This is a genomic window from Pseudomonas sp. LBUM1648 (genome assembly GCF_059716145.1).
The window spans coordinates 1163723-1189739 of record NZ_CP166808.1 but is presented as its reverse complement, the minus strand read 5'-3'; the positions used below and the strand labels follow the sequence as shown (position 1 = coordinate 1189739).

25 protein-coding genes are annotated in these 26017 nt (G+C 58.4%); 10 read left to right on the top strand and 15 right to left on the bottom strand.

Annotated elements, in window-relative coordinates:
* The first annotated feature begins 70 nt into the window (after positions 1-70).
* The 5 genes from ACA043_RS05230 to ACA043_RS05210 all read left to right on the top strand — a co-directional run bounded on the left by ACA043_RS05230 (position 71) and on the right by ACA043_RS05210 (position 6074).
* Positions 71-1108, top strand: a complete 1038-nt coding sequence (locus ACA043_RS05230) for an ABC transporter ATP-binding protein (protein ID WP_489879143.1) — start codon at positions 71-73, stop codon at positions 1106-1108.
* A 1-nt stretch (position 1109) separates the two neighbouring features.
* On the top strand, positions 1110-2045 hold the full coding sequence (locus tag ACA043_RS05225) for an ABC transporter permease (RefSeq protein ID WP_489879144.1): 936 nt from the start codon (positions 1110-1112) through the stop codon (positions 2043-2045).
* Positions 2035-2859: an ABC transporter permease gene (locus ACA043_RS05220; protein WP_497616621.1), complete on the top strand. Its 825-nt coding sequence runs from the start codon at positions 2035-2037 to the stop codon at positions 2857-2859. The genes ACA043_RS05225 and ACA043_RS05220 overlap by 11 nt, the downstream gene beginning before the upstream one ends.
* A 147-nt stretch (positions 2860-3006) precedes the next feature.
* Positions 3007-4431 carry a gamma-aminobutyraldehyde dehydrogenase gene (locus tag ACA043_RS05215; protein WP_497658733.1) on the top strand — a complete coding sequence of 475 codons (1425 nt, stop codon included), beginning with the start codon at positions 3007-3009 and terminating at the stop codon, positions 4429-4431.
* A gap of 158 nt (positions 4432-4589) precedes the next feature.
* Positions 4590-6074: an APC family permease gene (locus tag ACA043_RS05210; protein ID WP_489879147.1), complete on the top strand. Its 1485-nt coding sequence runs from the start codon at positions 4590-4592 to the stop codon at positions 6072-6074.
* 57 nt (positions 6075-6131) lie between these two features.
* Here ACA043_RS05210 and ACA043_RS05205 read toward each other — a convergent pair whose 3' ends face one another.
* From ACA043_RS05205 to ACA043_RS05190, 4 genes are all read right to left on the bottom strand, one after another.
* On the bottom strand, positions 6132-6689 hold the full coding sequence (locus ACA043_RS05205) for a hypothetical protein (RefSeq protein ID WP_489879148.1): 558 nt from the start codon (positions 6687-6689) through the stop codon (positions 6132-6134).
* Positions 6690-6694: 5 nt separating this feature from the next.
* Positions 6695-7018 (bottom strand): hypothetical protein, encoded by a 324-nt coding sequence (locus ACA043_RS05200; protein ID WP_497658732.1) that lies wholly within the window; start codon positions 7016-7018, stop codon positions 6695-6697.
* 120 nt (positions 7019-7138) lie between these two features.
* Complete coding sequence (locus tag ACA043_RS05195) at positions 7139-7777, bottom strand: RloB family protein (protein ID WP_497616613.1); 639 nt, start codon at positions 7775-7777, stop codon at positions 7139-7141.
* Positions 7774-9027 (bottom strand): AAA family ATPase, encoded by a 1254-nt coding sequence (locus tag ACA043_RS05190; RefSeq protein WP_497659619.1) that lies wholly within the window; start codon positions 9025-9027, stop codon positions 7774-7776. Before ACA043_RS05190 ends, ACA043_RS05195 begins: the two co-directional genes overlap by 4 nt.
* A 438-nt stretch (positions 9028-9465) precedes the next feature.
* Between ACA043_RS05190 and ACA043_RS05185 the strand changes: the two genes are divergently transcribed.
* Complete coding sequence (locus tag ACA043_RS05185) at positions 9466-9978, top strand: BRO-N domain-containing protein (RefSeq protein WP_497658731.1); 513 nt, start codon at positions 9466-9468, stop codon at positions 9976-9978.
* Positions 9979-10066: 88 nt separating this feature from the next.
* Positions 10067-10273 carry a hypothetical protein gene (locus ACA043_RS05180; RefSeq protein ID WP_497658730.1) on the top strand — a complete coding sequence of 69 codons (207 nt, stop codon included), beginning with the start codon at positions 10067-10069 and terminating at the stop codon, positions 10271-10273.
* Here the strand turns inward: ACA043_RS05180 and ACA043_RS05175 are convergent.
* Positions 10270-10455: a hypothetical protein gene (locus ACA043_RS05175; RefSeq protein WP_102357616.1), complete on the bottom strand. Its 186-nt coding sequence runs from the start codon at positions 10453-10455 to the stop codon at positions 10270-10272. The two genes, ACA043_RS05180 and ACA043_RS05175, sit on opposite strands and share 4 nt — an antisense overlap.
* A gap of 403 nt (positions 10456-10858) precedes the next feature.
* Between ACA043_RS05175 and ACA043_RS05170 the strand changes: the two genes are divergently transcribed.
* The gene (locus tag ACA043_RS05170; protein ID WP_401270694.1) at positions 10859-12487 is read left to right on the top strand and encodes a glucan biosynthesis protein D; all 1629 of its coding nucleotides are present in this window, start codon (positions 10859-10861) and stop codon (positions 12485-12487) included.
* Between the two features lie 208 nt (positions 12488-12695).
* Here the strand turns inward: ACA043_RS05170 and ACA043_RS05165 are convergent, their stop codons facing one another.
* The 3 genes from ACA043_RS05165 to ACA043_RS05155 form a co-directional block, all read right to left on the bottom strand.
* Positions 12696-13802, bottom strand: a complete 1107-nt coding sequence (locus ACA043_RS05165; RefSeq protein WP_401270691.1) for an NADH:flavin oxidoreductase/NADH oxidase — start codon at positions 13800-13802, stop codon at positions 12696-12698.
* A gap of 269 nt (positions 13803-14071) precedes the next feature.
* Positions 14072-15781 (bottom strand): single-stranded-DNA-specific exonuclease RecJ, encoded by a 1710-nt coding sequence (gene recJ, locus ACA043_RS05160; RefSeq protein WP_187679996.1) that lies wholly within the window; start codon positions 15779-15781, stop codon positions 14072-14074.
* A gap of 55 nt (positions 15782-15836) precedes the next feature.
* A complete protein-coding gene (locus ACA043_RS05155; RefSeq protein WP_007908961.1) occupies positions 15837-16379 on the bottom strand; it encodes a YaeQ family protein in 543 nt (180 codons plus the stop codon).
* A gap of 146 nt (positions 16380-16525) precedes the next feature.
* Here ACA043_RS05155 and ACA043_RS05150 point away from each other — a divergent pair, with 146 nt between their 5' ends.
* Positions 16526-17725, top strand: a complete 1200-nt coding sequence (locus ACA043_RS05150) for a CaiB/BaiF CoA transferase family protein (RefSeq protein WP_401270686.1) — start codon at positions 16526-16528, stop codon at positions 17723-17725.
* Entirely contained in the window at positions 17673-18632 is a 960-nt protein-coding gene (locus ACA043_RS05145) for a TIGR02285 family protein (protein ID WP_497658729.1), read from the top strand. Before ACA043_RS05150 ends, ACA043_RS05145 begins: the two co-directional genes overlap by 53 nt.
* Before the next feature lie 178 nt (positions 18633-18810).
* Here the strand turns inward: ACA043_RS05145 and ACA043_RS05140 are convergent, their stop codons facing one another.
* From ACA043_RS05140 to xerD, 7 genes are all read right to left on the bottom strand, one after another.
* Entirely contained in the window at positions 18811-19092 is a 282-nt protein-coding gene (locus ACA043_RS05140) for a DUF3509 domain-containing protein (RefSeq protein WP_401270681.1), read from the bottom strand.
* Positions 19093-19256: 164 nt separating this feature from the next.
* Positions 19257-19664 (bottom strand): response regulator, encoded by a 408-nt coding sequence (locus tag ACA043_RS05135; protein WP_187680000.1) that lies wholly within the window; start codon positions 19662-19664, stop codon positions 19257-19259.
* A 117-nt stretch (positions 19665-19781) separates the two neighbouring features.
* Positions 19782-21155, bottom strand: a complete 1374-nt coding sequence (locus ACA043_RS05130; RefSeq protein ID WP_401270679.1) for a transporter substrate-binding domain-containing protein — start codon at positions 21153-21155, stop codon at positions 19782-19784.
* Positions 21156-21275: 120 nt separating this feature from the next.
* Complete coding sequence (gene thrC, locus ACA043_RS05125; RefSeq protein WP_497658728.1) at positions 21276-22685, bottom strand: threonine synthase; 1410 nt, start codon at positions 22683-22685, stop codon at positions 21276-21278.
* 66 nt (positions 22686-22751) lie between these two features.
* Positions 22752-24056, bottom strand: a complete 1305-nt coding sequence (locus ACA043_RS05120) for a homoserine dehydrogenase (protein ID WP_489879156.1) — start codon at positions 24054-24056, stop codon at positions 22752-22754.
* Between the two features lie 131 nt (positions 24057-24187).
* Positions 24188-24919: a bifunctional protein-disulfide isomerase/oxidoreductase DsbC gene (gene dsbC / locus ACA043_RS05115; protein WP_489879157.1), complete on the bottom strand. Its 732-nt coding sequence runs from the start codon at positions 24917-24919 to the stop codon at positions 24188-24190.
* Positions 24920-25082: 163 nt separating this feature from the next.
* Complete coding sequence (gene xerD, locus ACA043_RS05110; RefSeq protein WP_187680005.1) at positions 25083-25979, bottom strand: site-specific tyrosine recombinase XerD; 897 nt, start codon at positions 25977-25979, stop codon at positions 25083-25085.
* Positions 25980-26017: the final 38 nt, after the last annotated feature.

Below are 26017 nucleotides of genomic sequence, written 5' to 3'. Positions count from 1 at the left end.
GAAGGCTGCGATCTTTTCGACGCAACACCTGATCATTCTTTGAAAGCCTGCTTTACCGGAGCACCGCACCATGACGCTTGCAGTCCAGTTCACCAACGTTTCCCGGCAGTTTGGCGAAGTGAAAGCCGTTGACCGGGTTTCCATCGATATCCAGGACGGCGAGTTCTTTTCCATGCTCGGCCCTTCCGGCTCGGGCAAAACCACGTGCCTGCGCCTGATCGCCGGATTCGAACAACCGAGCGCCGGCTCGATCCGCATCCACGGCGCCGAAGCGGCGGGTTTGCCGCCGTATCAACGTGACGTAAACACTGTGTTTCAGGATTACGCGCTGTTCCCGCACATGAACGTGCTCGACAACGTCGCCTACGGCTTGAAAGTCAAAGGCGTGGGCAAAAACGAACGCCACAAACGCGCAGAAGAAGCCTTGGACATGGTCGCCCTCGGCGGCTACGGCGCACGTAAACCGGTGCAATTGTCCGGCGGCCAGCGCCAGCGTGTCGCCCTCGCTCGCGCCTTGGTCAATCGACCCCGCGTGCTGCTGCTCGATGAGCCTTTGGGCGCCCTCGATTTAAAGCTGCGCGAGCAAATGCAAAGCGAGCTGAAGAAACTGCAACGCCAGCTCGGTATCACTTTCATCTTCGTCACCCACGATCAAACCGAAGCGCTGTCGATGTCCGACCGCGTCGCCGTGTTCAACAAGGGCCGCATCGAGCAGGTCGATACCCCGCGCAATCTGTACATGAAACCCACCACCACATTCGTCGCCGAATTCGTCGGCACCTCGAACGTGATTCGTGGCGAAATGGCACGCCAGCTCAGTGGTCATCCGCAGCCGTTTTCAATCCGTCCGGAGCACGTGCGCTTTGCTGAAGGCCCATTGGCCAGCCATGAAATCGAAGTCAGCGGTCTGCTCCACGACATCCAGTATCAGGGCAGCGCCACGCGCTATGAACTGACGCTGGAAAACGGCCAGACCCTGAGCATCAGCCACGCCAACAACCAGTGGCTCGACAGCAGCGCACAGCATCAGACTGGCCAGCGCCTGAGCGCACGCTGGGCGCGGGAGGCGATGATCCCGCTGCACGACACCGTGACGAGTGGGGTCTGAGATGAGCACGCTCGCGATGACTCAATCGCCGCCGCTGCGCAGGTTTTCCAACCTGCTCTACCGCAAGCCGAATTTGTATTTGTCGATGCTGCTGGTGCCGCCACTGCTGTGGTTCGGCGCGATCTATCTTGGCTCGCTGCTGGTGCTGTTGTGGCAAGGTTTCTACACCTTCGACGACTTCACCATGGCGGTCACCCCTGACCTGACCCTGGCGAATTTTGCCGCACTGTTTCAGCCATCTAACTTCGACATCATCCTGCGCACGCTGAGCATGGCCATCGTCGTGTCGATTGCCAGCGCCATTGTGGCGTTCCCGATTGCCTACTACATGGCGCGCTACACCACGGGCAAGACCAAGGCGTTTTTCTACATCGCGGTGATGATGCCGATGTGGGCCAGTTACATCGTCAAGGCTTACGCATGGACGTTGCTTCTGGCCAAGGGCGGCGTGGCGCAGTGGTTCGTTCAGCATCTGGGGCTGGAGCCGGTGTTGCAGTTCATCCTCGGTATTCCCGGCGTCGGGGGGAGCACCTTGTCGACCTCGCATCTCGGGCGTTTCATGGTGTTCGTCTACATCTGGCTGCCGTTCATGATCCTGCCGATTCAGGCTTCACTGGAGCGCCTGCCGCCGTCGTTATTGCAGGCTTCGGCCGACCTTGGCGCCAAGCCGCGCCAGACCTTCATGCAGGTGATTCTGCCGCTGTCGATTCCGGGGATTGCCGCCGGATCGATCTTCACGTTTTCCCTGACCTTGGGCGACTTCATCGTGCCGCAACTGGTCGGCCCACCGGGCTACTTTGTCGGCAGCATGGTTTATGCGCAGCAAGGTGCGATTGGCAACATGCCGATGGCCGCCGCGTTTACGCTGGTGCCGATTGTGTTGATCGCCATCTACCTGTCCATCGTCAAACGACTGGGGGCCTTCGATGCACTCTGACTCTTCATCACAAGGGCATGCGTCTATAGGTCTGCGCATCGCAGCCTGGGGCGGGTTGGTGTTTCTGCACTTCCCGATCCTGATCATCTTCCTCTACGCCTTCAACACCGAAGAGGCCGCGTTCAGCTTTCCGCCGAAGGGCTTTACGTTGCACTGGTTCAGCGTGGCGTTTTCGCGGCCGGACGTTCTGGAATCGATCAAGCTGTCGCTGCAAATCGCGGCCATTGCCACATTGATCGCGATGGTGCTCGGCACGCTTGCCTCGGCAGCTTTGTACCGCCGGGATTTCTTCGGCAAACAGGGTATTTCGTTGATGCTGATCCTGCCGATCGCGCTGCCGGGGATCATCACCGGTATCGCGTTGCTGGCGACGTTCAAGACGCTGGGGATCGAGCCGGGAATGTTCACCATCATCGTCGGCCACGCGACCTTCTGCGTGGTGATCGTCTACAACAACGTCATCGCCCGCCTGCGCCGCACTTCGCACAGTCTGATCGAGGCTTCGATGGACCTGGGCGCCGATGGCTGGCAGACCTTCCGCTACATCATGCTGCCCAATCTCGGCTCGGCGTTGCTGGCCGGCGGCATGCTCGCGTTTGCGCTGTCGTTCGACGAAATCATCGTCACCACATTTACCGCAGGCCATGAACGCACGTTGCCGCTGTGGCTGCTCAACCAGCTCAGTCGCCCACGGGATGTGCCGGTGACCAACGTCGTCGCCATGCTGGTGATGATGGTGACCATGCTGCCGATCCTTGGCGCGTACTACCTGACTCGGGGTGGTGAGAGCGTCGCCGGCAGTGGCGGAAAATAATTGAAATCCCCCTGTAGGAGCTGCCGAAGGCTGCGATCTGTTGATGTTGCTTTTGAAAATCAAGATCAAAAGATCGCAGCCTGCGGCAGCTCCTACACAGGATCCGGTTTCCACAGATAAAACAATGGATTCGAAGAGGACAAAAGCATGCAAACCAAACTCTTGATCAACGGCCAATTGGTCAACGGCGAAGGCCCCGCCCAACCGGTGCTCAACCCGGCGCTCGGCGAAGTGCTGGTGGAAATCAACGAAGCCACAGAAGCCCAGGTCGATGCCGCCGTGCGAGCAGCCGATAGCGCCTTCGCCGAGTGGTCGCAAACCGCGCCGAAAGACCGCTCCCTGCTGCTGCTCAAACTCGCCGACGCTATCGAAGCCCACGGCGAAGAATTAGCCAAACTCGAGTCCGACAATTGCGGTAAACCCTACAGCGCCGCGCTCAACGACGAGATCCCGGCAATTGCTGACGTGTTCCGTTTCTTCGCCGGCGCCAGCCGTTGCATGAGCGGTTCGGCCGGCGGTGAATACCTGCCCGGCCACACCTCGATGATCCGCCGCGACCCGGTCGGCGTGATCGCCTCCATCGCGCCGTGGAATTACCCGTTGATGATGGTCGCCTGGAAAATCGCCCCGGCACTGGCCGCCGGTAATACCGTGGTGCTCAAGCCGTCGGAACAAACCCCACTGACCGCGTTGCGTCTGGCCGAACTGGCATCGGAAATCTTCCCGGCCGGCGTACTCAATCTGGTGTTTGGTCGTGGGCCTACCGTTGGCAGCCCGTTGGTGACTCATCCGAAAGTGCGCATGGTCTCGCTGACCGGCTCAATCGCGACCGGTTCGAACATCATTTCCAGCACCGCCGACAGCGTCAAACGCATGCACATGGAACTGGGCGGCAAGGCGCCGGTGATCATCTTTGACGATGCTGATATTGATGCAGCGGTTGAAGGCATTCGTACATTCGGCTTCTACAACGCCGGGCAGGACTGCACGGCAGCGTGCAGGATCTACGCGCAGCAAGGCATTTACGAAAAATTCGTCGAGAAGCTTGGCGCGGCGGTCAGCAGCATCAAGTACGGCTTGCAGGATGATCCTTCTACCGAACTGGGACCGCTGATTACTGCGCAGCATCGTGATCGTGTCGCAGCGTTCGTCGAACGCGCCGTGGCGCAACCGCACATTCGTTTGATCACGGGCGGCAAGGCTGTGGACGGCAATGGTTTCTTCTTCGAGCCGACCGTGTTGGCTGACGCGCAACAGGACGATGAAATCGTCCGCCGCGAAGTGTTCGGGCCGGTGGTGTCGGTGACCAAGTTCACCGATGAAGCGCAGGCGCTGGAGTGGGCCAACGATTCGGACTACGGCCTGGCGTCCTCCGTTTGGACAGCTGACGTAGGACGCGCGCATCGCATGTCGGCACGGTTGCAATACGGCTGCACCTGGGTGAACACGCACTTCATGCTGGTCAGCGAAATGCCGCATGGCGGTCAGAAACTGTCCGGTTACGGCAAGGACATGTCCATGTATGGGCTGGAGGACTACACCACGGTTCGGCATGTGATGTTCAAGCATTAACAGGCTGCGATCTTTTCCACGACACACGGACGATGTCGGCGACTCACCACCAGGCTTCAACGAAACCAAAACAATAACTACCGAACCGGGCGGCGCTCCCAAAGCCCCGCCACGGCCTCGGCCATCCGAAATCTGCCGATTTCACGGAGCAAACACACATGAGTGCATCACCCGATCTCTCAGCCGCCGTCGCCGATAGCGATGCCGAACAACTGCGCAAACTGGGCTACACCTCCAACTTCAATCGCAGCATGAGCCTGTGGGAAAACTTCGCCCTGGGCTTCACCTATCTGTCACCGGTCGTAGGGGTTTATACCCTGTTCGGCCTGTGCCTCGCCGCTGGCGGCCCGCCGATGTTCTGGGCCTATTTGCTGGTTGGTTGCGGCCAGTTGCTGGTGTGCCTGATCTTCGGCGAGGTGGTTTCGCAATTCCCGATTTCTGGCGGCGTTTACCCATGGGCGCGCCGACTGGTCGGCAAGAAATGGGCGTGGATGGTCGGCTGGATCTACTCCATCGCCCTGTGCGTCACCATCGCGGCCGTCGCAGTCGGCGCTGGCCCGTACCTGGCCGCGATGCTGGGATTTGAGCCGAGCAACAACACCAACATCGTCATCGCTCTGGTGCTGACCTTGTTCGCCACGCTGGTCAACCTCAGCGGCACCAAAGTGCTGGCGCGCATCGCCATGTTTGGCTTCCTCTGCGAACTGGTCGGCGCAGTGATCGTCGGCGTGTACCTGCTGATCTTCGAACGTCACCAGCCGCTGAGCGTGCTGTTCAACACCTTCGACATCAGCGTCGACGGCTCCTACCTGCCGGCATTCCTCACCGCCTCGCTGGCGGGGATGTTCCTCTACTACGGCTTCGAGGCCTGCGGCGACGTCGCCGAAGAAACCCCGAACCCGAGCGCAAAAATCCCGGTAGCCATGCGCATGACCATCTACATCGGCGGCATCGCGGCGATGTTCGCCTGCCTGGCGCTGATCCTCGCCGTACCGGACATGCAAGCGGTGATCAACGGCACCGACAAAGACCCGGTCACCACCATCCTCAACAACGCCTTCGGCCCGGTCGGCTCGAAAGTGGTGATGGGCGTGGTGATGATTTCCTTCATCTCCTGCGTCATCAGCCTACAGGCCGCAGCGAGTCGTCTTCTCTACTCCTACGCCCGCGATGAAATGGTCATCGGCAGCCAACTGCTGAAAAAGATTTCTCCTACGACTCAGGTGCCGGTTGCCGCGCTGTTCGTGTCCGGCGTCCTGCCGGCGCTGATCATCGCCCTCGGATTTTTCCTGCAAGACGCCGTCGCGACCATCGTCAGTTTCGCCGCGATCGGCATCTACCTCGCGTTCCAGATGATCGTGCTGGCGGCACTGTATGCGCGGGTGAAAGGCTGGAAACCCAGCGGCAAATTCACCCTCGGCGCGTGGGGCTGGCCAGTGAACATTGGCGCGCTGGTGTATGGCGTTGGCGCAATCATCAACATGGCCTGGCCACGCACGCCGGATGCGGCGTGGTACGTGAACTATGCGATGGTGTTGAGCACCGCGATCGTGATTGGCTTGGGCTTGATTTATATGTGGATTGGCAAGCCGTATGACCATGGGAAGGCGCCGGCTGGGGATGCTTGGAAGGTGAGTCGCTAAGCGTTTTTGACCTCGGCACCGACAAGGTGCCGGGGTTCAGGAAACCGAGAAAAATCATCAGAAAGAAAGCTCTGCCTGATCGTGTTTCAGCAAGGAAATACGATCGAACAATTTGATTTTTTCGTTGGCTTTTTGCTTGGCGTGATCGGACATGAATGCAATCAACTCTTCGAGCTGACTGACGTCTCCGACGACTTTGAATTCCTTTTCCCTGTTGACGAAAACAAGCGACTTCTTCTTTCTCGACAACAGTTCTATGACGTTGCTGAGCGTACCGGTGCTCTTTGCATCCCAGATCATCAAGCCGTAGTCAGCCGCTTCGGCCATGACTACGTCTTTCTCAGTGAAGAAGGCTCTCGATCCCTTGGAATGCTTGGAGTCGACTGTTCTGGCGGGCCACTGCCCAAGGTTATTCCGCGGCGTTGAACCACTGCAGAACACCGTGGTTCTGGATCGTTCGAGGCTCAACAGGTACTCCTGAATAGAGGTATCGGCGCCCCCAGCATCACCCACCACCACCTCAAAATCAGACGCAACGATATTATTGATGCGCTCTTTAACCTTCGGATCAAGGTTCTTGATGTTGATAGAGCCGGCAATAAATACAGTGGTCATTGAGTTCACTTCCAAGTTAGCGCTGCTACGTAAATCTTCCCCACTTTTGGATATTTACGCAAAACAGCGCAGGCCGCGTCCATCGACGCCCCACTATCAAACAAATCATCTACAACCAAAACATTCCAGCGCCCATCAGTGGTGATTTCATCATTGACGCTGAAACTGTCTCCAATCGCAGCAACCTTGTCTGCTGAGCCCGGAAACCAAGGGCCGAGCATCTGTAGCGATGCGCGAGATTTAAACAAATAACGGAAAAAATACTGGTTAGGGGTGGTTTCACTGGCGCCAGTGCAAAAACAGGCATTTCCTACAGGCGCGACCTTCAAGGAAAAATCTTGTTTCCTACAGTGGATGGCGGCTGAATGGCCTTGGTTCAGCCAGCGCCTGCCAGCAACGTCTCCTCTCAGCTACTGAGCCAGGCCAATGGGGGGGGGCTCGGAGAGGGCTTATGTGTCAATCGGCTGGGGCTTTGAAAGGGTTTCGAACTCATCCATCAATAAGTGAATTTCAGTGCTTGGGTTGTGTTCGCCACTGAGGGCGACATCGTCAAGAACTTTGGGGGCCAGCGCTCTTGCCTGCTGAAATGGCTTGCCGAGTAGCTGAGCGAAGTAGCTGACGTCTTTGCCTTTCTGATAGTCAGCCATGCTGGGTTTTGCTCTGAGGCTCTTGGTCACCAAATCAGCCGGAGAGTTTTTCCCGGCTGTGCTGAACGGTTTTCGACTGTAGCCAAAGTGCAGTAGTAGCCAAAACTCGAAGCACGGATAAGAGGCGATGACTTGGATTTTTGGATAAGACTTCGCCGCATTCAACGCTCGCTCGAAGCACATGTGGGTGTCTCGATCCAAAACACAGAACACCTTATCGAAGCTTTTTTGCCTTACGACTGCTCGCTCAACAATGCCGCTTGGATGTGTAACCCCGCAGTGGACGATCTCAACCTGGGCCTTGGCCCGAAAATAAAAAGCGGCTTCCTCCAGATAACGTTTCCCTGACTTACTGTCTTCACACAACACCAGTACCTTAGGCTGCGGTTTGAAGCGGGAAGCCTTGCGATCAAACGATTTGAACGAACTCACTACTCTCACCCCCGCCTTATCAGCGGCAGCCCGCGATAGCGCCCTTCGAAGTAACGTTTCTCGACATCCTCGCTTTCCCGGCCTCCAAAATCGTGTACGGAAAACAGGCTCGTGGCGCCATGCGCATCACGCTCTGTAATCCAGAACTGGTCACGCCGCAGAATCTTTTCATTCATCAGATGGGTATCGTGTGTCGTGAAAATCAGTTGGGTATCCAACCCACTGTCCAGATGCTTTGCGATCAAGTCAGCGACGATTTCGGGATGAAGACTGCTATTCAGTTCGTCGACGCAGAGGATCCCGCTGCCACCGGCCTGATTCATCATGAACCAGGGCAACCAGAAGCCAATCAGGTTCTTGGTTCCACAAGACTCCTCCGAGAAGTCGAACTGCGCATCGCCTGAAATGCTGGAATGCGTGAGTGTCAGTTTGTCCTTTTGAGCCGCCGCGAAGAACTCCTTCAAGGACAGTTTTCTGTTGCTCAAGTCTGCAGAGGCGTCATCCGGGTCGAGCTGTATCGCAGACACGGGAATATCCAGCGCACTGAGAAAATCGCGCAGGTTGCTCGTATGATTTTTGACCATTTGCAGAAAGCGAATCGAGGCTGTGGATAAGCCAAGCATGTTGTTCTGTTCAATGACTAGCAGACCGGTTTGAAACCAACTAAATGGAGTGCGCAGTTGACTCAACTCTTCGCTGCTATGAGTGACGGCTTGTGCAATAAACAGCATCGTCGGACTGGTCAATCGGCGCCAGGCGCAATGCACTTCCTTGCCGCCCTCAAGGGTTTTACCAAACAGGTAATGCTCACCTTCAGCATCAAACCGGCGGTCATAAAGCAGTGTTTCCTTACCGTTCGGGTAAGCAGTCAGTTGTTCCTGAACAACCCTCTGCGCGGTCAGCCCGAGGACAAACCGATAGCGCAGTCCGCCCTGAATAAAGTCGTACTCAAAGACACTGGGCGCATCGCTCAGAGTGCAATCAAATCGAAAAGGTGAAACGGGCAGCGCTTCGTCATTTGAACCATGTGGTGTCGCTAGCAAGCGTCCGACGATGCCCATTGCGCGGATCAGCGAAGACTTTCCGGAGGCGTTCGGGCCGTAAATAGCTGCAACCTTCAACAGCTCCGGAAGCTTTTCTGCGCTCGTGGAGGCTTTGAACGTATTGCGCGTTTTGTTCAGACGAGGGCTCGCCGCCATGGACAGGGTTTGCCTGTCCCGAAATGAGCGGTAATTGGATACCGAGAATTCGATCAACATGGAGAAAACCTGCAGTTCATTGCTTGGGTTTTCATGAATAAACGAAAAAACAGGCTTCAGATGCAGACAGGCTGCAGCGAGTGCAAAAACAGGCATTTCCTACAGATGCAGCCTTCCGGAGAAAGCCCCATTTCCTACGCTGCGCGTCGACAGAGTAGACTTGTCGCCGCAAGCGCCTGACCGATAGGCTTTGTCCCGTCGCTGGTAATTCAGCGACCCGGGGTCGAAGCCGGAACATCATCAACTTGGCGCAACTGCGTCCTCCATAGAGACCGGGGCTTTTTTGCCTTTCAGTTTCGCGTTATGGCGGATCGTGTGGTGCGGGCCTCTCGGCTTCCATGTTGATCGAGAATGTTCCGACTTCGAACGCCACACGGTTCGCCACCCAAAATCTGTCGAAGGATTCGTGGCGACTCTCATTTCAACATGGAGTCAGAAATGCCTAAGCACACGCCAAATCCACCTGAAACCCACCCGCACTTCACCCCCACCGTCTTCACCCGCCACAACCGCTTCCTCCACGCGTTCATGCAAGACCACGAAGCCTGGTTCTGCGTCCAGGATCTCGGTCGCTTGATGGGCTATCCGCTGAACGAACGCCTCACCCTGAAACTCGATCCCGATCAGCGTCGCAACGTCCTCATGCGCAAGGACGGCGAAATCGTCGATTGCGCGATGGTCAGCGAGTCCGGTCTGTACGCCCTGCTCGTCCACCACTTCGTCCCGGAAAACCGCAATCTGCGCCAATGGCTGAGCCATGAAGTGATTCCGATGTTGCGCGAAACCAACGCGGTACCTGTGGATAACTGCCCGAGCCTGAGTTCGGTGAACTGGGCTGGGGTCACCGTCCCTCTGCTGCACTGGCAACAGCAGGCGTGGGTCAAATGGCGAGACGTGCCGGAGTTGATGCACGGCCAGCAGCCGTATCCGGTTTTGGGAACCTGTAGCTGAAGTCCATCCAGCAAAAAACCTTTGGCGAGGGAGCTTGCTCCCTCGCCACAGGTTCCGCGTTTCAAACCTCTAACCGAGTTGTTTGCAGATGAAAGCGCCAATCGTTGAAATGCCCTACGTTCTGGAAGTCATCCCAAGCGATGAGTTCTTCGCAGAGTGTTACCTAAAGCAAATCAGCCTAACCAAGCACCAGGAAGCAATAAAAGTCGGCATCGCTGATGCCGACGCAGGCAGGTTAATTGACTTGGCGACCGTAAAAGCCAAATGGCTTTCACTGTCGCAATCCCAGGGTTAAAACCGCGAAACACTCCTCATCGCATCCACCAGATACCGCATCGCGATGCGGTCGCTCTCCGAAAGCTCCCGATAACGCTCAACCAGTTTCAGCTCATCGGAGCTAAGCCTACGCCTTCTGCGCCCGCTGCCGAGACAGGGAAAGATGCCCAACATGTCGGTGATACCTTGTATTTTTGCCATGGACGATGTCCTTCTCTAATACGTCAAAGAACTGCTTAACCACCACATCGCCCTGCCCCTTTCAGCAGCGTCGTGTGCCCAGCCGGTCTGAAGGTTCGCGACCGGTCATGTCCATAGAATAGAAATTTAAACGGCGCTGAAAAGGGGTATTTAGAGTAATTAGTCGAAAAAAGCAGATATGCCGTGTAAATCAGAAAGCACTGTCGGAAAAAATACTGACATGTCTTGTTTCATTGCCAGATGCGACCTTGTAATCAATCATTTTTGCTCGACAATCGAACGGTTTAAGCTAGACGGCATCTGTTTATAGTCCGTTGCGTTTGGCCAAGGCATGTCCGAACCGTTATTTCTGATCCAGCACGTGCCAGGAAGGGCGCGGGATTGCACACGACAGGTTGTATTTATGCACCGCAGGAATTTGCTCAAAGCGTCCATGGCCATTGCGGCTTACACCGGTCTTTCGGCTACCGGCCTGCTGGCCAGCCGCGCCTGGGCTGCCAATGGCGGCGCCGCCGATGGCGAGGCTCAGGCCTTCGACTTCGAAGCGCTGAAGCGTCAGGCCAAGCAACTGGCCGGCAGCGCGTATCAGGACACCAAACAGGTGCTGCCGCCGACGCTGGCGACCATGACCCCGCAAAATTTCAACGCGATCCGCTACGACGGCGAACATTCGTTGTGGAAAGAGAACAAGGGTCAGCTGGACGTGCAGTTCTTCCACGTCGGTATGGGTTTCCGCCAGCCGGTGCGCATGTACAGCGTCGACGCCAAGACCCGCACCGCCCGTGAGGTGCATTTCCGCCCGGCGCTGTTCAACTATGAAAATACTTCGGTCGACACCCAGCAGCTCAAGGGCGACTTGGGTTTTGCCGGGTTCAAGCTGTTCAAGGCACCGGAACTGGATCGCCACGACGTGTTGTCGTTCCTCGGCGCCAGCTATTTCCGTGCGGTCGACGCCACTGGCCAATATGGCCTCTCGGCGCGCGGTCTGGCGATCGATACTTACGCGAAGAAACGCGAAGAATTCCCTGACTTCACCAAATTCTGGTTCGAGACGCCGGACAAGAACGCCACGCGTTTTGTGGTGTACGCCCTGCTCGATTCGCCGAGTGCCACTGGCGCGTATCGCTTCGACATCGATTGCCAGGCCGAGCGCGTGGTGATGGAGGTCGACGCACACATCAACGCGCGCACGGCCATCGAACAACTGGGCATCTCGCCGATGACCAGCATGTTCAGCTGCGGCACCCACGAGCGCCGCATGTGCGACACCATTCACCCGCAGATACACGACTCGGATCGTCTGGCGATGTGGCGCGGCAACGGCGAGTGGATCTGCCGTCCGTTGAACAACCCGGCCACCCTGCAATTCAACGCGTTTGCCGACACCGATCCGAAGGGCTTCGGTCTGGTGCAGACCGATCATGAATTCGCCAACTATCAGGACACTGTCGACTGGTACAGCAAACGCCCAAGCCTGTGGGTAGAACCTACAACCGCGTGGGGCGAAGGCTCTATCGATCTGTTGGAAATTCCTACAACCGGCGAGACCCTCGACAACATCGTGGCGTTCTGGACACCGAAAAAACCGGTCGCGGCCGGGGATTCGCTGAACTACGGCTACAAGTTGTACTGGAGCGCCCTGCCGCCGGTGGGTACACCGCTGGCACGGGTGCATGCCACACGCTCCGGTATGGGCGGCTTCACTGAAGGCTGGGCGCCGGGCGAACATTATCCGCCGGTATGGGCACGCCGTTTTGCCGTGGACTTCAACGGTGGCGGGCTCGATCGCCTGCCGCAGGGCACCGGGATCGAACCGGTGGTGACGTGCTCGAACGGCAAGGTGCAGGACTTCAGCGTGCTGGTGCTGGATGACATCAAGGGTTATCGGATCCTGTTTGACTGGTACCCGACCAATGACAGCGTTGAACCGGTGGAGCTGCGTTTGTTCATCCGCACCAATGACCGCACGCTGAGTGAAACCTGGTTGTACCAGTACTTCCCGCCGGCGCCGGACAAGCGCAAATACCCTTGAGGGTTCTCTAGCGTTTGGGCGGGCCTCTTCGCGAGCAGGCTCGCTCCCACAGTTGATCTCGGCCGACCACAAAAGTCATGACCGGCATTGAACCAATGTGGGAGCGAGCCTGCTCGCGAAGGCGGGCCAGGCAAAACAATATTCAGCAGACAAAAAAACCAAGTCCCGGCCATCACTGACCGGGGCTTTTTGCATTTCAGCAGTTCACTCAATCACGCAGATCAGACTCATGAATCGGCTGGTCTCGATGGGTCGCGCGCTGATACTGCGCCGGCCACACGGCTTGGCGTCCGCCCAGATCATCGTCGGCGTGCAACGGCCAGTACGGATCACGCAGCAGTTCACGGGCGAGGAAGATGATGTCGGCCTGACAGGTTCGCAAAATGTGCTCGGCCTGCGCCGGCTCGGTAATCATTCCCACAGTGCCGGTGGCGATGCCTGACTCCTTGCGTACGCGTTCAGCGAAGCGCGTCTGATAGCCCGGCCCAACGGGAATCTCCGCGTTGGCCGCCGTGCCGCCAGAGGAAACGTCGATCAAGTCCGCGCCAAGTGTATGCAGGCGTCGCGCCAGCTCTACGGTTTCATCCGGGTTCCAGCCGTCCTCGACCCAGTCAGTGGCCGACACGCGGACAAACACCGGCAACTCTTCCGGCCAGACCGCGCGCACCGCTTCGGTCACTTGCAACACCAGCCGAATCCGGTTTTCAAATGAACCGCCGTATTGATCCCGCCGTTGATTACTCAATGGCGAAAGAAACTGGTGCAGCAGATAACCATGAGCTGCGTGGACTTCAACCACACTGAACCCCGCCGTCAATGCGCGCTTGGCGGCATCGACAAAGGCCTGTATCACGTCGGCGATCTGCCCATCATCAAGCTGTTTGGGTTGTGTGTGTTGCGGGTCGAAGGCAATCGGGGAAGGCCCGACCGGGGTCCAGCCGCCATCGTCCGGTTTGACGCTGCCATGCTTGCCGATCCAGGGCCGATGGGTGCTGGCCTTGCGCCCGGCGTGGGCCAGTTGAATGCCGGCCACCGCGCCATTGGCGGTGATGAAACGGGTGATGCGCTGCAGCGGTTCAATCTGTTCGTCGTTCCACAAACCAAGGTCTTCGGCGGTGATCCGCCCGTCGGCTGTGACCGCCGTGGCTTCGGTGAAGACCAGGCCGGCGCCGCCCACCGCGCGGCTGCCGAGATGCACCAGATGCCAGTCGTTGGCCAGGCCATCGACGCTGGAGTACTGGCACATGGGCGACACGGCGATGCGATTGGGCAGGGTCAGTTGGCGCAGGGTAAAGGGTTCAAGCAGCAGACTCATGGGGCACCTCTCAAATCAGTGGGCAGGCTCCAGGGTTCTGTTTGAAAAGTCGACGAGTGACAGGAAAAGGTACAGCACCCGCCCCCGCGGGCAAAAAATTCGACAAAACGTCACAAGGCCAATCAAGCAGTGCTTAGAGCCTAGTCGACAACCGGGGGGGCGGGAGGGTTCAGAGTGATTCTGTGTATGAAAGACCGCTTTCGCGAGCAGGCTCGCTCCCACAGTTGGAATGCATCTCCCTGTGGGAGCGAGCCTGCTCGCGAATGGGGTCAACGCGGTTCGATGTGGGCAATCATCAGTTGCACGGTCTCGTTGCCCCGAAACTCGTTGACGTCGAGTTTGTAGGCCAGTTCAACCCACTTGATGGTCGGGTTCGGCCAGATATCGCGGTCGATGCCGAACGCGATGCCGTCGAGTTTCACCGAACCGCACTCGCTTTTCAGCACCACTTTCAAATGACGCTCGCCAACCACGCGCTGCTCGACCAACTGGAACACGCCGTGGAACAGCGGTTCCGGAAAGTGCTGCCCCCACGGTCCGGCGTGGCGCAGGGCGCGGGCCAGTTCGAGGTGAAACTCTTCAACCGCCAGCGTACCGTCCGAGAGCAAACGCCCGGTGAGGTCTTCTTCGCGAAGTTGCCTACGCACTTCGGCGTCAAATGCCTCGGCGAATAACGGAAAATTCTCTTGCGGCAAGGTCAGGCCGGCCGCCATCGCATGGCCACCGTACTTGGCGATCAGGTTCGGATGTTGCGCCGCAACCACGCTCAGTGCATCGCGAATATGAAAGCCCTGCACCGATCGCCCCGAGCCTTTGAGCAACCCATCGCCAGCATCGGCGAAGGCAATGGTCGGACGGAAATAACGCTCTTTCATGCGCGAGGCGAGGATCCCGATAACACCCTGGTGCCACTCCGGATCGAACAGGCACAAACCGTACGGCATCGACTCGACGGGCAAATCCTTGAGCTGGGCCAGCGCTTCACGCTGCATGCCCTGCTCGATGGATTTGCGATCCTGGTTCATGCCGTCCAGTTGCGCGGCCATTTCCTGGGCCATATTGGCGTCGGCGGTGAGCAGGCATTCGATACCCAGACTCATGTCATCCAGACGCCCGGCGGCATTGAGCCGCGGGCCGACGATAAAGCCGAGATCCGTGGAGGTTATCCGCGCCGCGTCACGCTTTGCCACTTCAAGAATCGCCTTGATCCCCGGCCGCGCGCGCCCGGCACGAATCCGCTCAAGACCTTGGTGCACCAAAATCCGATTGTTGGCGTCGAGCGGCACTACGTCAGCCACGCTGCCCAATGCCACCAGATCAAGCAGCTCGCCGATGTTCGGTTGCGGTTTGCTCTCGTACCAGCCGAGGCTGCGCAGGCGCGCACGCAACGCCATCAACACATAGAAAATCACCCCGACCCCGGCCAGCGCCTTGCTCGGAAACTCACAGCCCGGTTGGTTCGGATTGACCAGCGCATCGGCCGCCGGCAGTTCGTCGCCAGGCAAGTGGTGATCGGTGATCAGTACTTTGAGCCCATGACGCTTCGCGGCGGCAACGCCTTCGACGCTGGAGATGCCGTTGTCGACGGTGATCAGCAACTGCGGCTCGCGGGTCATGGCGACTTCGACGATTTCCGGGGTCAGGCCGTAGCCGTATTCAAAACGGTTCGGCACCAGATAGTCGACGTGCGCCGCACCCAACAGACGCAGACCGAGCATGCCGACCGTACTGGCGGTGGCGCCGTCCGCGTCAAAGTCACCGACGATGAGGATGCGCTGACGTTGCTCCAGCGCCGTCACCAGCAGATCTACTGCCGCATCAATGCCCTTGAGTTGCTGGAACGGAATCAAGCGCGCCAGGCTCTTGTCCAGCTCCGCCTCGGACTGCACGCCCCGCGCCGCGTACAAACGGGTCAGCAGCGGTGGCAGATCACCGAGAAATGGCAGAGTGGCAGGCAGTTGGCGAGGTTCGATACGCATGGGGTGACGGAGGCTTCTCTTGAATACGTGGGATTAATTTGGTGAAAGCGCAGGATCAGCCGCGCTCACCTTGCAGCCATTGCAACTGGACTTCGTGCTGACCACGGTCGTCGGTGACGAAGATCGTCCCTTCGCTGATCATCACGTCCCACTTGATGACGCGAGGCATGTCCTTGGCCAGGGTTTCCAACACTTCTTGCGGGACCGCAGCGATGTTGACGTTTTTCAGGTTCTTGATCGCCGGGATGACCTTGGTTTCCCAGACGCGCAGGCTGCCGTAGGCCAGCAGGCTGGTACGTTCGGTGCGGCGTGAGCACCAGGTCAGACGATCGGCGTCTGGCTGGCCGACTTCGATCCAGTGCAGGACACGGTCGTCCAGGCTTTTTTCCCACAGCGCCGGCTCATCCACGTCCGACAGACCACGGCCAAACGACAACTGCTCGTTGTACCAGAGGGCGTAGGCCAACAACCGCACGGTCATGCGCTCTTCGGTCTCCGAAGGGTGACGGGCGATGGTCTGCTTGACGCTCTCGTAGACGCTGCGGTCGAGGTCGGTGAGGTTCAGTTCGAATTTATACGTAGTGGACGGCTGGGCCATGAACGGGCTTCTTGATACGAGGAAAGTCGGCAAGTCTAACCGATGCGGTAGGCAATCATCGAATTGATGGCGATCAACTTTGCGCGCCTGACAGCCGGCTATGTTAAAACGCTGTATCCGCATAACCTTGTCCTACAGGATTCAGTATGCCGTTCGCCAACAAGCCGCTCAGCGGTGTGAAAGTCATTGAATTGGGTACGTTGATTGCCGGACCGTTTGCCTCGCGCATTTGCGGCGAGTTCGGCGCCGAAGTGATCAAGATCGAATCGCCGGACGGCGGTGATCCCTTGCGCAAGTGGCGTAAGTTGTACGAAGGCACTTCGCTTTGGTGGTTCGTTCAGGCGCGCAACAAGAAATCGCTGACGCTGAACCTCAAACACCCCGAGGGTTTGGCAATCCTGAAAAAACTGCTCGCTGAAGCCGATATCCTGATCGAGAACTTCCGACCCGGCGTTCTGGAGAAACTCGGTCTGAGCTGGGAAACCTTACATGCGCTGAACCCGAAACTGGTGATGGTGCGCCTTTCCGGTTTCGGTCAGACCGGGCCGATGAAGGATCAGCCAGGTTTTGGTGCCGTCGGCGAATCCATGGGCGGCTTGCGCTACATCACCGGTTTCGAGGATCGACCGCCGGTGCGCACCGGAATTTCCATCGGCGATTCGATTGCCGCGCTGTGGGGCGTGATTGGCGCATTGATGGCGCTGCGTCATCGCGAGGTCAACGGCGGCTTGGGCCAAGTGGTCGATGTGGCGTTGTATGAAGCCATCTTCGCCATGATGGAAAGCATGGTGCCGGAGTTCGACGTGTTCGGTTTTATCCGCGAGCGCACCGGCAACATCATGCCCGGCATCACGCCCTCCTCGATCCACACCAGCGCCGACGGCAAGCATGTGCAGATCGGCGCCAATGGCGATGCGATTTTCAAACGTTTCATGCAGGTGATGGGCCGCGACGATCTGGCCAACGACCCGACGCTGGCCAGCAACGACGGGCGCGATAGCCGCCGTGACGAGTTGTATGGCGTAATTGATCGCTGGGTCAATTCGCTGCCGCTGCAAACCGTGCTCGACCTGCTCAATCAGGCCGACGTGCCGGTCAGCCGGATCTTCAGCGCCGAGGACATGCTCACCGATCCGCAATACCTGGCCCGGGAAATGTTCCTGCACGCCAAGTTGCCAGACGGCAAGCCCTTCAAGATGCCGGGCATCGTGCCGAAACTCTCTGAGACACCGGGCTCGTCCGAATGGGTCGGGCCGCAGCTCGGTGAACACAATGCGCAGGTACTCCACGATCTTGGCTACGACGAACAGCAGATCACTCGACTGCGCGAAGACGGAGCCATTTGAACTGAAAAACCGACAGACATCAGCCGCCAACCGCGCCCATCACTGGTGGACGTGGCGCCTGTTCGGCTTGCTGTTTCTGCTGGGTTTTCCGGCTTGGGCGCAGGCGAAACCGACGCTGATCTGGTTACTGCGCGACATGCCGCCGCTGACGATTTTCGAAGGTCCTAAAAAGGGCCAGGGCGTCATCGATCACCTGATGCCGATGCTGATCGCCGGCATGCCGCAATACGAACACACACTGATGCGGGTTAATCGCGCCCGCGGCATGCAGATGCTTCACGAAGCCTCGTTCACCTGCGACCCATCGTTAATCTGGAGCAAAGAGCGCACGCAATGGATCGCTTTTTCCATTCCTGCGTTTCGCGCTGTCAGCAACGGGCTGGTGGTGCGTCAGAAAGATCGCGACGTATTGGCGCGGTTTCTGGTGGACGGTGAAGTCGATCTGGCGGCGCTTTTGGCCGATGGCAAGGAAAAGGTCGGCATCGTCGCGGAGCGCAGTTACGGTGAGCTCGTCGACAACCTGCTGCGCCAGGCACCAAAAGACGCACTCACACCGCATTACGGCAACGACGCTCTTAACAGCCTGCTGATGATGCAGCGTCTCGGACGGTTACAGGTAGTTCTGGGTTATTGGCCGGAAATCCGCTACCAGGCTCATCTGGCACAAATTGCCGAAGATGAGCTGCTGTTTTATCCGATTCGGGGCAACGCTAAATACCTGTCGGGGTACATCGGATGTTCCGACACACCACAAGGTCGCCAGGCGATCACCGAGATCAACCAACTGCTGCGTACCCTGCCCCACGATCAGTTGAACCAGCGCTACGCCGACTGGCTCGATCCCGACAGGCGTGAGGGTTACCTCGAACAGGCCCGGACGTTCTTCGAACAGCAGGCGGCGCAGTGAGCAAATTGCAGACAAAAGAAACCCCGAGAAGTGGGGAGACGACTCGGGGTTAAACGTGGCCTGTAAAAAAGACCAGTAGCAGCAAGCGACAAGCACCGGAGCACAATGCTTGATCCTGCTGTTACGGGGTCTGACTGACGGGGATGCAGGAAGGTTCCCACAAAAAACATTTCATTTTTCAAAGCGCCGGACGCTTGTCCAGGGCTGCATTGCGCAATGCTGCGATCACGCAGGGCTCCAGGCGCCCTTCGGCAATCAGGATGTCACGGTGCAAACCATCAACGACATCGGTCAGTTGACGCTTGTCGGTCAACTGCGCCTGATTGAATTGGCGTTCAACCACAATGGCGCCGCTGCTGTTCTTCAAGGTCACCAGGCATTCACCCTGGGCACCACTTGAGGACAACGAAACCTGATACGGGCTCAGAGCCTCACCGAGCAATAGACTGATACTTTCCATCTCGATCTCCACTCAATAGTCCGAAAACATTGTGTCTGGGGCGTGTCCACTGTAAATGACCACCGGCCCGAGAAGAAAGTTCTGCATTTCGGTTGCAAGCACCGCAGCGCCACCGGTCTGTCAGAGCATGCACGGCGAAGATGACAGAAAAATAACCACGCCCCTCAAACGCCGACAGGCTGCGTATGGGCGATCAGGTAGCTGTCCAGCAAACCTCTCATCAGCACCGCCGAGACCGGTGTTTGCAGACGCCCCAGCAGTCGCAACCGATGCTCGCGCAGCAACGAGTCCAGATCGTTCAGCAGACTCGGCGCGACCGCGCCCAAAAGGATCAGCGCACGCGCTTCTTGCTGCTCCGCCAGATGCTGGATCAGCGCCAGGCCATCTCCCCCTTTGAGTTGCGGATCGCAAATAGCGATGTCGACAGCGCCGCGATGCCCCAGTGAACACAGGGCCGATGCCAGCGACGGCGCCGTCAGTACGTCGTAGATGCCAATGGCATTGAGCATTTGATGCAATGCCATCAACTGGAACGGATTGGGTTCAAGAATCAGGACTTTAAGCGAGCGCATGGGCGACCTCTGAGGCGACAATCGCGGACTCTCACCGCAGTTGTCGTTCACTCTAGGGCAGCCGTCTTAAGCCTCCCATCAGAAAAGTAGTCACGTCGTATAGGACATTTCCCAACTTCAATGCGGACATCTGCACCCGCTCTCCGTCCGGCGCTGAGTGATGTCCGTCCAGCCGCCCAGCAGACCACGCAATTGGCCGTCGGCACTGTAAAAAGGCACCGTCCACTGATAGACCTCGCGCGGGCCGTTGTTGAACTGCAATTGCCGCTTGCTGAAACGCGACTTGCGCGTGCGCAGTTGCATCATGAACTCGTCGTGCAACATCAACGCCGTCGCTTCGGGTAACGCACCGACCTCGATCAACTGCCGCCCCTGCACCTGATCCAGTCGAACCGAAAGCGCCTCTTCATAGCTGCGGTTGCACATAATCAGACGCCCGTGCAGATCGCGGACGAACACCGGATCGGGCATGGAATCGATCAGTGCGTGCTGAAACGCCAGTTGATCGCCAAGATCCTTTTCCGCCTCGCGCCGCAACTTGATCACCGCCGTCAGTCGCCGATTCCATATCAGCGACAACAAACCGAACACGCCGAGCCCGCCCATCATCCAGCAGCCCCATTCGATCATGCGCTGCCACATGGACGGCACAGGTGCCGGTGAAATGCCTTCAAGCCATTTCAGGCGAATGGCCCGCAACTCGGCGGCCGGAAACGCCTCCAGCGCCTTGTTGAGAATGCTCAGCAGCTCCGGCATGCCCTTGCGCACGGCCAGGTTATCGGCTTCCCACTTGCCTTCCACCAGGCCGCCCACCTTGAGCAACCCCAAAGGATAAAGCTGTGCACCAATCTCGTTTTCAATGGTCGCGTAGGCTTCGCCGCTCTCGACCAGAGCCCGGGCCTCGGCATAGGTCTTGACCGAACGTATCTCGATCGCCGGGAAGTCACGCCGAATCACATCCTCCAGCGCATGGCGGGCCGGCAGCACAACCACGCGCTTGGCCAATTGCTCGAAAGACTCCACCTGCGGCGATCCGGCGCGACCGACAAACACCCATCCGGCGCCACCGAATGCGTGGCTGAAATCCAGAAAAACCTTGCGCTCATCACTCACGGCCAGGGTAGTACTGATGTCCGCCGCCCCGCTCTCAAGGCGCTCCAGCATATGATCGGTGGAAAAAGATTCCTGATGCACAAATTGCAACCCGGTCATCGCAGTGAGGCGCTTGAGCACATCGTTGTTCAAACCGCTCCACTGCCCATGTTCGTCCTTGAACAGATACAACGGGTACTGCACCGACGCCACCGTCACCTTGGGGTTATCGCGAATCCATTGGCGCTCGTGCGCGTTCAGTTCCACGGACTGGACATTGAGTGCCACCCCTTCCTCATGCAGCGCCAGTTGCGCCGCCACACTGCCGCGCATCCATGCCAGCAACCCGAACACAAACAACCAGCCCAGTGCCGGTTTCAAACCTCTATAAAACAGCATTGCCACTTCCTTCGTGATCGACTCACCCGTCCTTCATGGGTGAAAACCCCAGCAGTGTGGCAGCAGAAACAAAAAAGCCCGTCAGGAGACGGGCTTCAAAATGTGACAGCTTTTAGCGTCTTAAAGCGGCTTGCCGCGGTTGCCATGCTGACTGACAAAGGCTTGTACGGCTTTCAGCTCATTTGGCAGAACGGTGCAGCGCTCGTTTCGCTCAAACAAATCAGAAAGATGTGCAGGTAGTGCGAGAGCTTTTCCTACACCGGCCTTTTCCACTGCATCCGGGAATTTCACCGGGTGTGCAGTGCCCAGAATCACCATCGGGATGTCCAGGCTGCGACGGCATTCGCGCGCGGCTCTGACGCCGATAGCCGTGTGCGGGTCGAGTACTTCACCGGTCTGTGCAAAGACGTCGGCGATGGTTTCACAGGTTTGCGCGTCATCCACGGCCAGCGAGTCGAACAGTTTGCGCGCTTCGGTCCAGCGTTCTTGCTCGACGCTGAAGCCGCCGCCCTGTTTGAACGAATCCATCAGACCGGCAATCGCTGCACCATTGCGACCGTGCAGGTCGAAGAGCAGGCGCTCGAAGTTCGACGAGACCATGATGTCCATCGACGGCGACAGCGTGGCGTGCAGGGTTTCCTTGACGTACTGGTTGCCGCTCATGAAGCGGTGCAGGATGTCGTTGCGGTTGGTGGCGACGATCAGTTGATTGATCGGCAGGCCCATGTTGCGCGCCAGGTAACCGGCGAAGATGTCACCGAAGTTGCCGGTAGGCACCGAGAACGACACCGAACGCGCCGGACCGCCCAACTGCAGGGCTGCGTGGAAGTAGTAAACGATCTGGGCCATGATTCGCGCCCAGTTGATCGAGTTCACCGCCACCAGACGCGTGCCTTTGAGGAAGCTCTGGTCGGCGAAGCTGTTCTTGACCATTTCCTGGCAGTCATCGAAGTTGCCTTCGATGGCGATGTTATGGATGTTCTCGCCGAAAATCGTGGTCATCTGGCGACGCTGCACTTCGGACACACGGTTGTGCGGGTGCAAGATGAAGATGTCGACGTTTTCGCAATGTTTGCAGCCTTCGATGGCGGCCGAACCGGTATCACCGGAGGTGGCACCGACAATCACCACGCGCTCGCCGCGCTTTTCCAGCACGTAGTCGAGCAGACGACCGAGCAGTTGCAGGGCGAAGTCCTTGAACGCCAGGGTCGGGCCGTGGAACAGTTCCAGCACCCATTCATTGCCGTTCAGTTGACGCAGCGGCGCCACGGCGCTGTGCGAGAACACACCGTAGGTTTCTTCAAGGATCTTCTTGAAATCGGCATCGGGAATGCTGCCGGTTACAAACGGGCGCATCACTCGGAAGGCCAACTCGTGATACGGCAGGCCGGCCCAGGAAGAGATTTCCTCCTGAGTGAAACGTGGCAGCACTTCCGGGACGTACAGACCGCCGTCGGAGGCAAGACCGGCCAGCAGGACATCTTCGAAATTCAGGGCCGGTGCCTGGCCGCGGGTACTGATGTAACGCATGACTGACTCCAATGGAGAGTGTTCGCAAAGCCGGGCCCGCGCACGGGCCCGGTGAACAATAGCGGCTTAGTTCAGGTGCTCGACGCGGATCCGTACAACCGGACCGTTCACGCCGGCCAGAGCTTCGAGGGCGGCGATTGCATCGTTGATGCGCTGTTCCACTACACGGTGGGTCAGCAAGATCATCGGCACCAGACCGTCGTGTTCCTCGACTTCCTTCTGCATGATCGACTCGATGTTGATGCCGCGCTCCGAAAGGATGCTCGCCACCTGAGCCAGTACGCCCGGATGGTCCTTGGCCTGGATGCGCAAGTAGTAAGCGCTTTCGCAGGCTTCGATCGGCAGGATCGGATGGGCCGACAGCGAGTCCGGCTGGAAAGCCAGATGCGGTACGCGGTTTTCCGGATCGGAGGTCATGGCGCGAACCACGTCCACCAGATCGGCGATCACCGACGAAGCTGTCGGCTCCATACCGGCACCGGCGCCGTAGAACAGGGTCGAACCGGCAGCGTCACCGTTGACCATCACCGCGTTCATCACACCGTTGACGTTGGCGATCAAACGATCGGCCGGAATCAGCGTCGGGTGTACGCGCAACTCGATGCCGGCATCAGTGATGCGCGCCACACCGAGGTGCTTGATGCGATAACCGAGCGCTTCGGCGTAGTTGACGTCAGCTGTAGTCAGCTTGGTGATGCCTTCGGTGTAAGCCTTGTCGAATTGCAGCGGAATGCCGAACGCGATCGAAGCCAGAATCGTCAGCTTGTGCGCCGCATCGATGCCTTCGACGTCGAAGGTCGGATCGGCTTCGGCGTAACCCAGAGCCTGAGCCTCGGCCAACACGTCTTCGAAGGTGCGACCCTTCTCGCGCATTTCGGTGAGGATGAAGTTGCCGGTGCCGTTGATGATCCCGGCGACCCAGTTGATGCGGTTGGCGGACAGGCCTTCACGGATCGCCTTGATCACCGGAATGCCACCGGCCACAGCCGCTTCGAACGCCACGATCACGCCTTTCTCGCGTGCCTTGGCGAAAATTTCATTACCGTGAACGGCAATCAGAGCCTTGTTCGCGGTGACCACATGCTTGCCATTCTCGATGGCCTTGAGTACCAGCTCGCGGGCAACGGTATAGCCGCCCACCAGCTCTATGACGATATCGATCTCAGGGTTCGTGGCCACTTCGAAGACATCGTTGGTAATCGCAATACCGGTCGTCTGGAACTGAGGCTTTGGCGTGCGCGTGGCAATTTGTGCCACTTCGATCCCACGCCCGGCACGACGAGCAATTTCCTCGGCGTTGCGCTGAAGTACGTTGAAGGTACCGCCACCGACGGTCCCTAACCCACAGATGCCTACTTTGACCGGATTCACTGTGAACTCCCCATAAAACGGCCGACTCAGGGTCGGCCGGAAAACAACCGCGTGCTCGCGGCTCTCTATTAATGGCCCGGCGATGTTGCTACCGGACCATGATCGTCAAAGCCTGACCGTGACGATGCGAATTACTTGGCGCCCAGCGCCAGTTTGGCGACTTGTGGCGCAGGCTGGTAGCCCGGAATGACTTGTCCGTCGGCCAAAACGATGGCCGGTGTACCGTTCACACCAATCGACTGCCCCAGAGCGAATTGTCTGGAAACCGGGTTATCGCACTTGGCGGCCTTGATTTCCTTGCCATCGACCATTTTGTCCATGGCCGCTTTCTTGTCTTTCGAGCACCACACCGCTTGCAGTTGCTCGTCACCCGGCGAGCCGAGGCCCTGGCGCGGAAACGCAACATAACGCACTTCGATGCCACGCTTGTTCAGCTCCGGCACTTCGGCATGCAGCTTGTGGCAGTACGGGCAGGTGGTGTCGGTGAACACGGTGATGTGCGATTTGGTCTCGCCCACGGCCGGGTAAACCACGGTTTCGGCCACCGGGATGGCGTTGACCAGTTTGGAGATGCCCAGACGCTCGGTCTTCTCGGTCAGATTGACCGGTTTGCCGTCCTTGAGCTGGAACAGGTAACCCTGAACGATGTACTGGCCGTCGGCGCTGGCGTACAGCACGCGGCTGCCCTTGAGCTTGACTTCATACATGCCTGGCAACGGGCTGGCACTGATACTTTCTACCGGAACCTCGAGTTCGAGTTTTTCCAGGCTTTGACGAATCGCTTTGTCGGCCGCGTCATCGGCGACGGCAAAGGTACTGACCAACGCAATGGCTGCGGCGGCGAAAATCTGGGTCAGACGCATGAGAACTCCTGAAGGCGGACAAATGGATCGATCAGAACGCCCGTGCCGGAACACCGGGTCATAACCGTCCATCGTGCAAACCGGCAAAGCCTAACACATAAGGTCACGGTGGCCGAATGCGCCTGTCGCAAGAGACCACACCCTCTTCCTGCATGATCTTTGTTCAGCCACGCGGGTGATGTTTGGCATGCAGATCCTGCAACCGCGCCCGGGCGACGTGGGTGTAGATCTGCGTGGTCGACAGATCGCTATGCCCGAGCAGCATCTGCACCACGCGCAAGTCAGCGCCATGGTTGAGCAGATGCGTGGCAAATGCATGTCGCAAGGTGTGCGGTGACAGCGACTTGCCGATCCCGGCGACCTTGGCCTGATGCTTGATCCGGTGCCAGAAGGTCTGGCGGGTCATCTGTTCACCACGCTGGCTGGGGAACAGCACATCGCTGGGGCGCCCGCCAAGCAACTCGCCACGGCCGTCACGCATGTAGCGCTCGATCCAGACTATTGCCTCTTCGCCCATCGGCACCAGACGCTCCTTGCTGCCCTTGCCCATAACCCGCAATACGCCCTGGCGCAGGTTGACCTGTTCCAGCGTCAGACTGACCAGTTCGGTCACGCGCAAACCGCAGGCGTACAAGACTTCCAGCATGGCGCGGTCGCGCTGGCCGATGGCTTCGCTCAGGTCGGGCGCCTTGAGCAGTGCTTCGACATCAGCTTCTGACAGCGATTTGGGCAGCGGCCTACCCAGTTGCGGCATATCGACGCGCAACGTCGGGTCGACGGTGATCAGCTTTTCCCGCAGCAGATACCGATAAAAGCCACGCACACCGGAAAGAAATCTCGCCGTGGAGCGCGGCTTGTAGTTCTGCTCCAGACGCCACGCCAGGTGATCGAGGATCAGCTCGCGGCCGGCGTTGATCAGCTCAAGGTTCTTCTCCTGCAGCCAGCCGTTGAACAGCGCCAGATCGCTGCGATAGGCGCCACGCGTGTTGTCGGACAGGCCTTTCTCCAACCACAAGGCGTCGAGGAATTGGTCAATCAGTGGATGGTCAATGGCGGACATAGAGGCTCAAGTCAGGCAGCAACAGCTGGGGGGACAGT